The 13,023-nt window shown below is 58.5% G+C and carries 9 protein-coding genes and 1 tRNA gene; 5 read left to right on the top strand and 5 right to left on the bottom strand.

Features of this window, described 5'->3' with window-relative positions:
• Nucleotides 1-16 precede the first annotated feature (16 nt).
• Nucleotides 17-898 carry a 4-hydroxy-tetrahydrodipicolinate synthase gene (dapA, locus tag AC1DX4_RS06065; protein ID WP_477219780.1) on the bottom strand — a complete coding sequence of 294 codons (882 nt, stop codon included), beginning with the start codon at nucleotides 896-898 and terminating at the stop codon, nucleotides 17-19.
• A gap of 352 nt (nucleotides 899-1,250) precedes the next feature.
• On the opposite strand from dapA, the gene AC1DX4_RS06070 reads away from it, so the two are divergent.
• On the top strand, nucleotides 1,251-3,281 hold the full coding sequence (locus tag AC1DX4_RS06070) for a lytic transglycosylase domain-containing protein (protein WP_477219456.1): 2,031 nt from the start codon (nucleotides 1,251-1,253) through the stop codon (nucleotides 3,279-3,281).
• Between the two features lie 143 nt (nucleotides 3,282-3,424).
• Nucleotides 3,425-4,309, top strand: a complete 885-nt coding sequence (locus AC1DX4_RS06075; RefSeq protein WP_477219457.1) for an alpha/beta fold hydrolase — start codon at nucleotides 3,425-3,427, stop codon at nucleotides 4,307-4,309.
• Between the two features lie 162 nt (nucleotides 4,310-4,471).
• Here AC1DX4_RS06075 and AC1DX4_RS06080 read toward each other — a convergent pair whose 3' ends face one another.
• Together AC1DX4_RS06080 and AC1DX4_RS06085 are read right to left on the bottom strand one after the other, a co-directional pair.
• A complete protein-coding gene (locus tag AC1DX4_RS06080; protein ID WP_477219458.1) occupies nucleotides 4,472-5,545 on the bottom strand; it encodes a tyrosine-type recombinase/integrase in 1,074 nt (357 codons plus the stop codon).
• Nucleotides 5,546-5,786: 241 nt separating this feature from the next.
• Nucleotides 5,787-6,959: a porin gene (locus tag AC1DX4_RS06085; protein ID WP_477219459.1), complete on the bottom strand. Its 1,173-nt coding sequence runs from the start codon at nucleotides 6,957-6,959 to the stop codon at nucleotides 5,787-5,789.
• A 206-nt stretch (nucleotides 6,960-7,165) separates the two neighbouring features.
• Between AC1DX4_RS06085 and AC1DX4_RS06090 the strand changes: the two genes are divergently transcribed.
• The 3 genes from AC1DX4_RS06090 (at nucleotide 7,166) to AC1DX4_RS06100 (ending at nucleotide 8,835) form a co-directional block, all read left to right on the top strand.
• Complete coding sequence (locus tag AC1DX4_RS06090) at nucleotides 7,166-7,468, top strand: hypothetical protein (protein ID WP_477219460.1); 303 nt, start codon at nucleotides 7,166-7,168, stop codon at nucleotides 7,466-7,468.
• Nucleotides 7,430-7,520 (top strand) — tRNA-Ser (locus tag AC1DX4_RS06095). The genes AC1DX4_RS06090 and AC1DX4_RS06095 overlap by 39 nt, the downstream gene beginning before the upstream one ends.
• A gap of 139 nt (nucleotides 7,521-7,659) precedes the next feature.
• Nucleotides 7,660-8,835, top strand: coding sequence for a porin (locus AC1DX4_RS06100; protein ID WP_477219461.1), 1,176 nt, complete (start codon nucleotides 7,660-7,662; stop codon nucleotides 8,833-8,835).
• A gap of 327 nt (nucleotides 8,836-9,162) precedes the next feature.
• Here the strand turns inward: AC1DX4_RS06100 and AC1DX4_RS06105 are convergent, their stop codons facing one another.
• On the bottom strand, nucleotides 9,163-10,842 hold the full coding sequence (locus AC1DX4_RS06105; RefSeq protein WP_477219462.1) for a tetratricopeptide repeat-containing sulfotransferase family protein: 1,680 nt from the start codon (nucleotides 10,840-10,842) through the stop codon (nucleotides 9,163-9,165).
• Nucleotides 10,843-11,268: 426 nt separating this feature from the next.
• Nucleotides 11,269-12,948 carry a tetratricopeptide repeat-containing sulfotransferase family protein gene (locus AC1DX4_RS06110; RefSeq protein WP_477219463.1) on the bottom strand — a complete coding sequence of 560 codons (1,680 nt, stop codon included), beginning with the start codon at nucleotides 12,946-12,948 and terminating at the stop codon, nucleotides 11,269-11,271.
• Nucleotides 12,949-13,023 lie beyond the last annotated feature (75 nt).

Raw genomic sequence — 13,023 nt, forward strand, 5'->3', positions numbered from 1 at the left:
AGGTGGCGCCTCATCCTCAATTAATCAAGCCGGCGTGCTTCAATGCCGCGTCAAGCTTCAACGCAGTCGACTCCTCGACCGTGACAAGAGGCGACCGAAGCACGTTCTCGATCTTGCCGAGCTTCCAAAGCGCATACTTTGCACCGGAAACGCCGGGTTCGAGAAAGATCGCCTTGTGCAATGGCAGCAGGCGATCCTGCAATTCCAGCGCCTTGGCGCTGTCACCGGACAGGGTCGCCTCCTGAAACTCCGCGCAAAGCCGCGGCGCGACGTTCGAAGTCACCGAAATAGCGCCGACGCCGCCATGCGCGTTGAAGCCGAGTGCCGAAGCGTCCTCGCCTGAAAGCTGGATGAAATCCTTGCCGCAGGTCATCCGTTGCTCGGAGACACGCTCGACCTTGCCGGTGGCATCCTTGACGCCGACGATGTTCTTGAAGTCGTGCGTCAACCGGCCCATCGTCTCGGGCATCATGTCGATGACCGAGCGCGGCGGGATGTTGTAGATGATAATCGGCAGCTTGGTCGCCCTGGCGACAGCGGCGAAGTGCTCGTAGAGGCCGCGCTGTGTCGGCCTGTTGTAATAGGGTGTGACGACCAGGGCGGCATCCGCGCCGGCCTTCTCGGCATATTGTACAAGCCCGACCGCTTCTTCGGTATTGTTGGAGCCAGCACCGGCGACGACCGGGACGCGACCCTTGGCCACCTCGATGCAGACCTTGATGACATGGCGGTGCTCATCATGCGACAGCGTCGGCGACTCGCCGGTCGTGCCCACCGGAACTAGACCGGTCGTGCCTTCCCCCAGCTGCCATTCGACAAACGCGCGAAAGGCTTTCTCGTCGAAACGCCCGCTCTTTTCGAACGGTGTCACGAGCGCAGTAAGCGAGCCTCTCAGCATGTCGTCCAACTCCTTGGGACTTCTTTGTTTGTGCATGTCGTTATCCCAAAACCGGTATCCACTTTTGGGCGACATGCATCTTTGGTTTATGCATGTCGTTGTTCCCAAAACCGGTATCCACTTTTGGGGCGACATGCATCGGTGTTTTTGTCGTGCGCGCCTTCTAACCGAAAGCGAAGCGGCGCACCATAGTCTCGACATGGTTGCGCGGCAAGCATTGCCATGGTGCCAGCAAACGCAATTCGAACGGCCTCGATAACTCTTTGTTTACGAGCCCTTCACGACCTAAGTTTAGGCTTCGAGGCTTCTTCGCCTGCTGATAAAATGCTGGATTAGGGAAAGACACGAGATCATGCCGACGCGTCGGCCCCACCTCTTCGCGCTGCTTGGCGCCATTGCCGGGCTGATGCCCGGCGTGGCGATCAGCGGCAGCGTCGATGCGCGGGTCACCTCGGCAATTCCGATGCCGAGCCCGCAGGACAGCGCACAGCAGGCCCCCTCGCCCAGCGTCGCGCTTTTGAAGAGCGGGCTGGACGCTCTGGCGGCCGGCGATATCACGGGCGCCCGTGGCGTGCGCGATGCGCTTCCCGCTCAATCGCTCGACCAGCACATACTGGCCTGGGCGATCGCGCTTTATGGCGGCGACAAGGTTCCAAGCGGCGACATCGCCGCCGCCGCGAAGATGCTGCCCAACTGGCCGGGCACGGTTGCCCTGCGCAAGAACAGCGAGCGCGCGCTCTACAGGGAAAACCCCGCCGCCGACATCGTCATTGCGGCGTTCGATGGCAGCCAGCCGCAGACATTCGAAGGCGTCATGGTTCTCGCCCGCGCCTATGTGGCGACGGGCGACGTCAAGGCGGCACGCTCGGTGCTGTCGCCGTTCTGGCGCACCACGATCCTTGAAGCCAAGGACGAGACGGCGCTGATCAAGGAATTCGGCAGCCTGATCCCTGCCGCCGACTACCGTTTTCGCATGGACCGCATGTTCTATGCCGACAGGGTGAATTCCGCGCTGCGCATTGCCGGCCTTGCCGGCGCCCAGCAGTTTGCCGAGGCCTGGGCCGCGGCCGACAGAGGCGACAAGAATGCGCTGAAACTGCTGAAGGCAGTGCCGGCATCCCAGCGTTCGGCCGGCTACTTCTTCGCGCAGGCGGAATATCTGCGCAAGCAGGAGGACTTTGCCGGTGCCGCGGCCGTCGTGATGAAGGCGCCGACCGACCGCGAGGCTCTGGTCGATCCGGACGCCTGGTGGGTCGAGCGCCGGGTGCTGTCACGCGAACTGGTCGACCAGGGTGACATGAAGACGGCGTACAAGATCGTCGCCACGCATGCCGCCGAAAGTGCAGCCAATGCGGCCGAGGCCGAATTCCATGCCGGCTGGTATGCACTGCGCGGCCTCAACGACCCCAAGCTTGCCGCGACGCATTTTTCGCGCATTGCCGACCTTGCCCAAGGGCCTATGACCCTGTCACGCGCCTATTACTGGCTCGGCCGCGCGGCGGAAGTCGGCGGCCCGGGCAATGCCAAGGACTATTTTGGGCGCGCCGCCGCCTACGGCACGACCTTTTACGGCCAGCTTGCCGCCGAACGCGTCGGTCGGCAGGCGCTCAACATCGTCTATCCCACGCCAAGTGCCGCCGACCGGCAGAATTTTGCTGGCCGCGAAGCCGTCAGCGCCATCAAGCGGTTGCAAGAGGCAGGCTATGACCGTTATGCCGAGACGCTCTATCGCGACCTTGCCGGCCAGTTGACCAGCCCAGGCGAACTGACGCTGCTCGCTGTCCTTGCCGAGAAGCAGGACAATCATTTCATGGCGCTGAAGGTCGGCAAGATCGCCGGGGCACGCGGCATCGATGTCGGTGCGCTTTCGCACCCGCTCGGCGTCATCCCTGATTCGGCCAATATTTCCGGCTCGGGCAAGGCACTGGCCTATGCGATCGCCCGCCAGGAGAGCGAATTCAACGTCGGTGCCGTATCAAGTGCCGGCGCGCGCGGGCTGCTGCAGCTGATGCCGGGAACCGCCAGGCAACTGGCGAAGAAGGCCGGGCTGCAGTTTTCGCAGGCGCGGCTGACCACCGACGCCGGCTATAACGCGACACTCGGTTCAGCCTTCCTCGGCGAACAGCTCGACCGCTTCAACGGCTCCTATGTGCTGACCTTCGCCGGTTACAATGCCGGCCCCAACCGGGCCAGCCAGTGGGTGGCGAAATACGGCGACCCACGCGGCAAGGACATCGATGCGGTGGTGGACTGGATCGAGCGGATTCCCTACACGGAAACAAGAAGTTACGTGCAGCGCGTGATGGAGAATTACGAGGTCTACAAGATGCGTATTTCCGGCAAATACGACATCGTCGGCGACCTGGTGAACGGGCGCAGCTGAGGGCTCGACAGGCACCTTCACAAACGCCGCTGATCTCCACAAGGGTGAGATCGGCAGTTCGATGTCACCCTGCTATTTGACCGCTCCCACTCTCACCTGTAGCAGTCCGAGACGATCCCGCAGCAAGAAGGTGGCGTGTCCAGATGTCGAGCACCGAAGGCTTTTCCGACTTCTTCTACAGCGCGCCGGATGGGCTGAGACTTCATGCGCGCGTCTATGGCGAATCGAATTCCGGACACTGGCCGGTCGTCTGCCTTCCCGGTCTGACCCGTAACGCGCGGGACTTTCACGCGCTGGCACTTTATCTTTCGACGCGATCCCCGGTACCGCACAAGGTGGTTGCCTTCGACTATCGCGGACGCGGACAGTCGGCCTACGATTCCGATGTCAGCCACTATAATGTCGGCGTCGAGGCCGGCGACATCCTTGCCGGGCTGGCCGCACTCGGCATCGAGGAGGCGGCTTTCATCGGCACCTCGCGTGGCGGACTGATCATCCATGTGCTTGGCGCCCTGCGGCCGGCCATGCTGAAAGCAATCGTTCTCAACGATATCGGGCCGGTGATCGAGCCGGCCGGCCTAGCCCACATCCAGTCCTACCTGGAACGCGCACCGAAGCCGAGAGCTTTCGCCGAGGTGGTGAATGCCCAGCGCAGCGTTCACGGCAAGGATTTTCCCATACTCACCGACGCCGACTGGGCGCGGATGGTGGGGACGCTCTACCGGGAAACAGATCAAGGGCTGCTGCCGGATTTCGATCCAAAACTGGTCGACACGGTCGCCAGTCTCGACCTGTCGCAGCCTTTGCCAGCCCTGTGGCCGCAATTCGACGCGCTGGTGGCCATTCCCTTGCTCACCATCCGTGGCGCCAATTCAAGATTGCTGTCGGCGGACACCATGCGGCAAATGCGAGCGCATCATCCGGCGATGGAAACGATCACGGTCGACGGCCAAGGTCACGCGCCATTCCTCGAAACCGGCAGCCTTCCCAGCGATATATCGGCCTTCCTTGATCGAGCTGAGCGCTAAAGCGCGTCGCGTCTGAACGGATCCATGCGACGCACTTTATGCACGTCGCCCTTCCAAAACAGAGGTCACTTTTGGGGCGACATGCATTAGACCAAAAAAGTAAACCCCAAGACCAGATCCGGTCCTGGGGTTATCATGACAGTATATGCAAGGCCGGCGGAACTATTTGGCCTTCGAGCTTTTCCCAGACGCTTTAGCCGGCTTCGCCGCGATCGCCTCTGTCGTCTGGCCCCGCTTTGACGTCGAAGCGGTCAGCGGAGACGAGAACACCGAGCCTTCGGCACCGTGTGGCGACGCTTCGCCTCGCGGCGTTTCCAGCACCACGACACAGCCGTCGAGATCGTTGGTGGCCAGATGCGCGTAGCGCATGGTCATCGACAGGGTCTGATGGCCGAGCCACATCTGCACGCGCCTGATGTCAATGCCGCCCTGGACAAGGCGCGAGGCGCAGGTGTGACGCAGGATGTGCGGTACGACCTGATCGTCGGCGCCGAGGCCGACTTCGGCCTTGGCGTCGTTCCAAATCGCACGGAACTGTGCCTGGCTGAGCTTGGTGAACGGGCCTTTGGGCCGGCGGCCTTCGGCTGGAGGCAGCTTGATCACCTCCTTGACGCGCTCGGTCATCGGAATGGTGCGGCTGCGGCCGGATTTGGTGATCCAGAAGGAGACGCGATGTTCCTGGATGTCGTTCCAGATCAGCCCGAGTGCTTCGCCAAGACGGCATCCGGTGTCGACCAGGAAGACGGAAAGCCTGTAGGCATCCTCACTGCGGCTCCTGATGGCAGAAAACAGCCTTGCCTCTTCCTCTCTCTCGAGGAAGCGAATCCGTCCGGCCCGCTCCTTCTGGCGGCGGAACTCGGGCAGGCTGTGGATATCTCCCATCTTGTAAGCCTTGCGCAGCAGTTTGCTGAGGGCAGCCATCTTTCGATTGATGGTTGCGTTGCTGTTGCCGCGCTGGCGCAAGGTGCCGATAAGGTTATCAAGGGTACTCTGGTCAACGGCGCTGAAACGCTCCCCAAGGAGTATCTCATCTATTTCGCCGATGAAGGAGCTGACATTGTATTTATGCCGCCCATCATCCCAAAGTATGTCCCGGTAAGCTGAAAAAAGCTCTCCGACCCTGTACGACTTTACTTCTCTTATCTTGTTGTAGGTGTATTTGATCTTTGAGTTCTGAGAAGAAAACATCGAAAACGGATCCGGGGGGCTACCCTCTTGAATCGCTTCGTTGGTCATAATTCGTCTCACCCCCGAGTGGATAGATCAGCCCTATCCGCTTGGAAGCGTCCTTTCAAGAGATTTTAATCACGCGGTTGTGATCTCATCCGCCCATCAACGGATCCCACGATATCGTCCCGCGGATTTATTCAGCTACCAATTCCCCCTGTTCCTTCGTTTGCGTTGACCCAGTCACGAAACAAAAACAGCCCGGGCGTTTGTGCGCCCGGGCTGGATTTCACCTGTAAGGAACCAGCCCTTAGAAGGAGCGTTGGAAGCGGAGGATACCGCCGATGTTGCTCTTCTTTTCGGCGTGACCCCAGATCGACCCGTTGTCGATGGCGCCCTGACCAACGTTCTGGTAATCGACTTCGGCCGTGATCGTGAAGCCAGGAACGACGTCATAGGCGATGTTCGCAGCGATGCCGAGGTCCTTCCACTGGTCATACGAGACCTGAGCGTTAAACGAGGTCTTCTCGTTGAACTTGTAGGTGCCACCGCCCCACACAGCCCAGTTACCGCCCCAAATCTTGTACATGCCGCGACCAAACGCGTCGACAACGTTGTTGGCATTGTCGTTGAGGTTGTCGTCGGTGCCATAGCCACCCATGACCCACAGCGACAGTTCGTTCGAGACATTGACGTCCAAGCGGACCTTGCCAGCGACTTCTTCATAGTTGCTGTCGTAGGCGACAACGCCGGTGATCGCGCCCCAGCCCTGCGTCCACTTCACGCCGCCGACGACGTGCGGGACATAGCTGTCGATCGTGCCAACATTGCCATAGCCTTCTTCGAGCGAGACCACAGCCGAGAAGCCATTGCCGCCATCGAAGTAATACTGGACGACGTTGGTGTCGAAGCCGCCGTAAGGAACGATCGTATCCTGGATCACGTTGCCGGCGTAGCCGATGAACGTATCGAAGGCCGATTCATCCTTACCGACGCGAAGACCACCAAGCTGGATCCAAGCGAAGTTCAGCGAGATGCCCTTGTTGGCAGCGCCAGCATTGTAGCTCGAGGTGTAGCTATTGTAGCTAGCGCGACCGCTGTTGCGGGTGTTGCCGAAATTGATTCGGGTCTCGGTGTAGGTCTTCAAGGTGCCGAGTTCGGTTTCCTGGCCGGTCCAGGTCTTCAGCGTGAAGCGTGCGTTCTTCTGCCAAGTGCCCTGATCCTTGCCGTTCTGCACGTCGGTGGCGCGAGCGCCATCGAACGAGCCGATATCGCCAGCGCCGATATCATAACGGACATAGCCGCCGATGCGCAGGCAGGTTTCGGTGCCGGGGATGTAGAAGTAGCCAGCGCCGTAGACGTCGCAGATCTTGACGTATTCAGCGGGTTCCGGCTCGGCGACGACGACGGCGTCGGCGGCGCGCGCACCGGAAACTGCGATCAGGGCCGCAGCGGAGCCGAGGAGAAGGCTCTTAATGTTCATTTTCTGACCTCCAGTCAAAAGTTAAAAAACGGGTCTGGGTATTCTTTGCTGAAGGACAGCGTTCCCTGCCCCATCCCCACTACCGAAAAAGATGCGCACCGCGCCGCTTCCTCGAAACCGACATTACCCATGAGGCGGCGCCGTTCAACAACGATCGTACCGGCGAAAGGGCTGTTCGGCTGCTATCCCCCTGCGTTGTTGCACAAATGACACGATTTGGCCTCACTCAGAAAGCTCTCGTTAACCATCAGCCCCGCCGCAACCGCCTATTTCCAGCCGAATCCGGCAACCGGCTGACGGAATCAAGGCAAAGCCGCGAGTCACAGGTCAGGGATTTGCCGCAGAACCGCCGCAGCTGGGAAAGCCACGGCACGGCGCGTCGTTATTTTTCGATATATGACTTCTTTTTCCGAGATAATGGCCGGGGCTTGTTGATTGTGCCGGCGCTTTTCTTTATCCAGCGGCGCAACGGAGAGGTGGCCGAGTGGTCGAAGGCGCTCCCCTGCTAAGGGAGTAGAGGTCAAAAGCTTCTCGTGGGTTCGAATCCCATCCTCTCCGCCATTTCCGCCTTGCTACACGGCATCGCCCTTACGATTTCCAAGCAATAACAAATAGATGACTGAGAATGATGCCATTCCATTGGCTTCACCCAGCACCCTGCAAGCGGCTGTTTCGTCCGATTCTGACTGGAGGTCAGAAAATGAACATTAAGAGCCTTCTCCTCGGCTCCGCTGCGGCCCTGATCGCAGTTTCCGGTGCGCGCGCCGCCGACGCCGTCGTCGTCGCCGAGCCGGAACCCGCTGAATACGTCAAGATCTGCGACGTCTACGGCGCTGGCTACTTCTACATCCCCGGCACCGAAACCTGCCTGCGCATCGGCGGCTATGTCCGTTATGATATCGGCGCTGGCGATGTCGGCACGTTCACCGGCGCACGCGCCGACGACGTCGTCGACGGCAAGAACCAGGGCACTTACTACAAAGACGCTCGCTTCACGCTGAAGACCTGGACCGGCCAGGAAACCGAGCTCGGTACCTTGAAGACCTATACCGAGACGCGCCTGAACTTCCAGAACTCACCCCTCGACAACGGCGACGGAAATAGCGCTGGAAACAACATCGACCAGCACTTCGCCTGGATTCAGCTTGGCGGCCTGCGTGTAGGCGAGGACGAGTCGGCATTCGACACGTTCGTCGGCTACGCCGGCAATGTCATCAACGACACCATCGTTCCCTACGGCGGGTTCAAGACCGGTGTCGTTCAGTACTACTTCGACGCCGGCAACGGCTTCTCGGCTGTGGCCTCTCTCGAAGAGGGTTCGGGCGGCGGCGGCCTGGCAAGGGGTACTTCTACTTACAGCTATGGTCGCGCCACGGTCGACAGCTATGTTCCGCATGTCGTCGGCGGCGTGAAGTACACGCAGGGCTGGGGTGATGTGGTTGGCGTCGTCGCCTATGACAGCAACTACGAATACGTCTCGGGCAAGGTTCGCGTGGACGTGAACGTGTCCAGCGCACTGTCGCTGTTCGGCATGTTCGGCTATGCTAGCGAAGGAAAGCTGAACGATTTGGGGGCCGATCCAGCTTTCGGCCGCGGCTTCTACAAGCCGTGGGGTGGTCACTGGGGTGCCTGGGCCGGCGCCACTTACAAGTTCAACGAGAAGGCCTCGTTCAACCTCCAGGTGTCGGGTGATCAGTGGAAGGACTATGCGGTTGCGGCAAACATTGCCTACACCGTTGTTCCCGGCTTCACGATCACGCCGGAAATCGACTACCAGCGCGTTGGTTCTGGCGCTATTGCCGCCGGCAACGTTTGGGCTGGTGCCGAGAAGAAGGACAATGTCGGCGGTATCATCCGCTTCCAGCGCGATTTCTAAGACGAGATATTTCTCGGGAGATAGGAGAACCCGGCGGGCAACCGCCGGGTTTTCTTTTTGTTTGATGCATACCGTTGTTCCAACGCCGCTACGCGCTTTCGGCGACATGCATCAGCAATAGCCAGGTTACCCAGCGCTGCATTCGACAGCCGGAATCACGGCGAGGTCACAGATAAGTTCGACAGGGATAATCGGGACAAGCCAGAGGATGGCTACGGCGCATTGGCGATTCCGCCAAGCGCCAGACCACCCTATAAAACGCGTCGCGATCTCTGAGATTCGCTCTGTGCTTAGCTCTTCGACATACTTTGGCCTGGAAACTATCGGTCAAACGTCGGCGAGGTCGCCCAACGCTTCGATCAAGGGCTGGATCTCGTTTTCATAATTTTTCCAGCGCTTGACGGACGATTTGTAGATCGGCTGGCGAACCTGCCAGCGGCTGGGCGTGGTGACCGCCCCTTCCCTGTCGAAAAAGCGCAGGCATGCGTCATCCCAAGGCAGGCCGAGATAATCGATGAGCCGGCGCGACTGCGCCTCTTGATCCTCCACGAGCGTCTCATAGCGATTTTCAAAGATACGACCAGGAAAAACTTCGTTCCAGTGACGCATCAAGCGGTCATATTCGCGATAGTAGAGGCCTTGTGCCCGCAGGTCTGAATTGTAGCTGTGTGCCGAGCTGAAAGGCAGGACAAAGCATGACACGCAATTGTCGATGGCATCGCGGCGGCAGTGAACGATGCGGGCATTGGGAAAGAGCAAAGTGAGGAGGCCGATCAATTCGAAATTGTGCGGCATTTTATCGATGACGCGCCGCGCAGTCGGAGCGCGCTCGCGCAGATAGGAAAGATGCTCTTCGGCCAACGTCTTGGACAAGCCTTCGGTGACTGTGATAATCGGCTTGTTCAGATCAGAAGCTGAGGTTGTCAGACCGATGGCGTTCGCTACGCGCCTCAGCTTGCTAAGCTCGCCAGCGCCATGAACGTCGGGATGACTGGCGCATATTTGTTCGGTCAGTGTCGTTCCCGAGCGCGGCATCCCGACCACGAACACAGGGGCTTCGGAAGGGATCCCGTAGCTGGACCTTTTGGCAAACAGATCCGGCGTGAAGGTCTCAATGGTCAGGTCCACGAAACGACGATACTGATCGATGTCGAACTTGTAGCCGGCGGCCTGTTTAGCCTTGTTGAAATGATGGAACGCCTCGGTGTAGCGCTTAAGGTCGTTCAGCACCTTGCCGGCTGCATAATGCAGATTCTGCACAGCCTCCGATTTAAGTCGTGGACCGTCGAGTTCGCGAAGGATCGATTGGAGTTCCGCAGGCTCTTCGGTAAACTTTCGACTTTGCACGAGGTCGTAGTAAGCCGCCGCCACGTCAATGCGGCGTTCGATCGCCTCTCTGAGATAGACGCCGGCCTCTTCCATGCGCCCAAGGCCGGTGAGCGCGGCGGCTATTCCGATCCGCGCCTTGGGGTGATCGCGGCTAATTTTCAGCGCCTTCTCATAAAGCGGCAAGGCCAGTTCGGGTTTGTCGAACTCAGTATAAACGCGACCCAGGGCACACAGGGCCTCGACAAGATCGGGCTGCACTTCCAAGGCATACCGGATGTGTTTGATCGCGGCTGAAAATTCGCTCAGCTTGCCATAGGCCTCACCGAGGCTAAGATGATAATAGGGGTTTCTAGGCTCTTCGCCGACCGCGCGTGCGAAATAACGCAGAGCCGCCTCGTCGTCGTAGCCCAGACAGACGGTGCCCATGATGTAGAGCGCCAGCGGATGGTTTGGCTTGCGTGCTAAAACCTGCAGGCACAGGTCCTGAGCCTCGCCAAGCCGCTTGGCCTGTTGATGCTCATAGGCTTGCTTCAGCAACAAGTCGTCAGCCTGTGGGCGTGCAAACGAATTTGCTTTCGGCAGACTTGCCTGCACCGGAGCTGGCCGTGGCAATCCAGGTTTAGGCGCAGCGGCGGATTTGAGGTGTTTGGACCAGGCGGGGGGAAGGCGATTGTTCATCATCTCTGACTAGTAACAAGGCCGGTTTAATCCGGCTATTGATGGCCCTCTCGATTGACGCTTGCCCTTACTGAACCCGTAGCGCAAATCATATTTCCGCGAGATTGCAAAAGATTGGATTCCGTTCGCATGATACGTCCGGCCCGACGGGCGAAGTGCAGATGTGCTGCCGAACCTGCGAGCGGCTAACCGAACCATCCCTGTCGAAAGAACGCAAGCGGCGCGCCAACCATGCACGCGGGCAGGAAGGCCTTGCTATCAAGAAGCCTCGAGACTGAGCAAGCACTTGTCGTCGAGCCGAACCCGCAGCCTGTGCATGCCGGATACTACCAATGCCAATCTGTCAGCGGCAAAGGCCTAAAATTGGAACGAAAAACAACCAATGTATCCAATAAAAACGAAACCGGTTTAGGAAGCAGTTCTCATTCATATGTCGGCGAGATCACCTAGCGATTCTATCAAAGGCTGAATTTCATTTTCATAATTTTTCCAGCGCTTCACGGAGGATTTGTAGATCGGTTGACGAACCTGCCAGCGACTGGGCGTGTTGACCGATCCATCCCTGTCGAAGAAGCGCAGGCAGGCGTCATCCCAAGGCAGCCCCAGATACTCTATAAGGCGGCGTGACTGCGCCTCCTGATCTTCAACCAACGTCTCATATCGGTTCTCAAATATAAGTCCCGGAAAAACTTTATTCCAATGTTGCATCAGGCGGTCATATTCACGATAATAAAGTCCAAGCGTTTGTAAATCGCAATTGTAACCATGTGCTTCGCTGAATTTCAGGACAAAGCAAGATACGCAATTGTCGATGGCGTCACGACGGCAATGAATGACGCGCGCGTTGGGAAAGAGAAGGCCGATTAGCCCGATCAGTTGGAAATTGTGCGGCATCTTGTCGACGATGCGTAGTGCGGTGGGCGCCCGCTCTTTCAGATATGATAGATGTTCTTGGGCCAGCACTGTGGAGAGATCTCGGGTGATCGACATCACCGACTGGCCTAAATCTCCTGCAGATGATGTTCTACGTTCAAGCGCATTCGCGACCCGCCTTAGCTTGCTCAGTTCCCCGGCACCATGAACTTCGGGATGGCTGGCACAAATCTGTTCCGTCAGCGTCGTGCCCGAGCGAGGCATGCCTACCACGAACACAGGAACTTCAGATGGATTTCCATATCCAACCCTGGCAGCCAGCATCTCAGGTGTGAAAGTCTCGATCATCGAGTCGACCCAGCGACGATAAAAATCGATGTCGAACGTGTATCCGGAAGCCTGTTTCGCCTTCCTGAAATGGTGGAATGCCTCCTCATAACGCTTGAGGTCGTTCAGGACCTTGCCGGCTGCATAGTGAAGTTTTTCCGCACCCTCCGAATCAAGCTTTGGATTGCGGAGTTCACCAAGGATGGGTTGGAGCTCTGCAGGCTCCTCTGTGAACTTCTTCGTCTGTACGAGATCACTGTAGGCAGCCGGAAGTGATACACGTCGTTCGATTGCCTCTTTTAGGTACACGGCTGCATCGTCCATGCGCCCTAGGCTGGTAAGCGCGCCGGCAAGTCCAACTCGAACCTTGGGATGATCACGATTAAGCTTCAGCGCCTTTTCGAAAAGAGGCAAAGCCATTTCGGGTTGGTCAAACTCGTTATAGGCCCGACCCAATGCACAAAGTGCCTCCACAAGATCGGGCTGCAGTTTCAAAGCATGTTCCATATGCTTGATCGCCGGCGAAAACTCACTGAGCTTTAGATAGGTTTCGGCAAGGCTCAGGTGATAATAAGGGTTGTTAGGCTCCTCACCGACCGCACGAGCGAAGTATCGCAACGCCTTTTCATCGTCATAGCCCAAGTATATGGTCCCAAGGATATACAGAGCAAGTGGATGGTTTGGAGTGCGGGCCAGAACTCGAAAGCACAGGTCTTGCGCCTCATCGAGTTCTTTTGCCTGTTCATGCTCGTACGCCTGCTTCAGCAGCGCGTCGTCGCCCTGAGCATGCCGCTGAGAACTCTCCTTCAAGAGATTCGCTTGCGGCAGATTTGACTGCTTCTTCAGATTCGGCGCGGGGCCGGACTTGAGATGCTTTGACCAGACAGGCGGTAAACGATTGTTCATGATGCCTCGCTACCAAAAAGACGCGATGGAATCCAGTGCTGCGATTGCGGACGGCGGTGAGCTTGCACCTGCCAT

The organism is Mesorhizobium sp. P3_A8, from assembly GCF_056402995.1.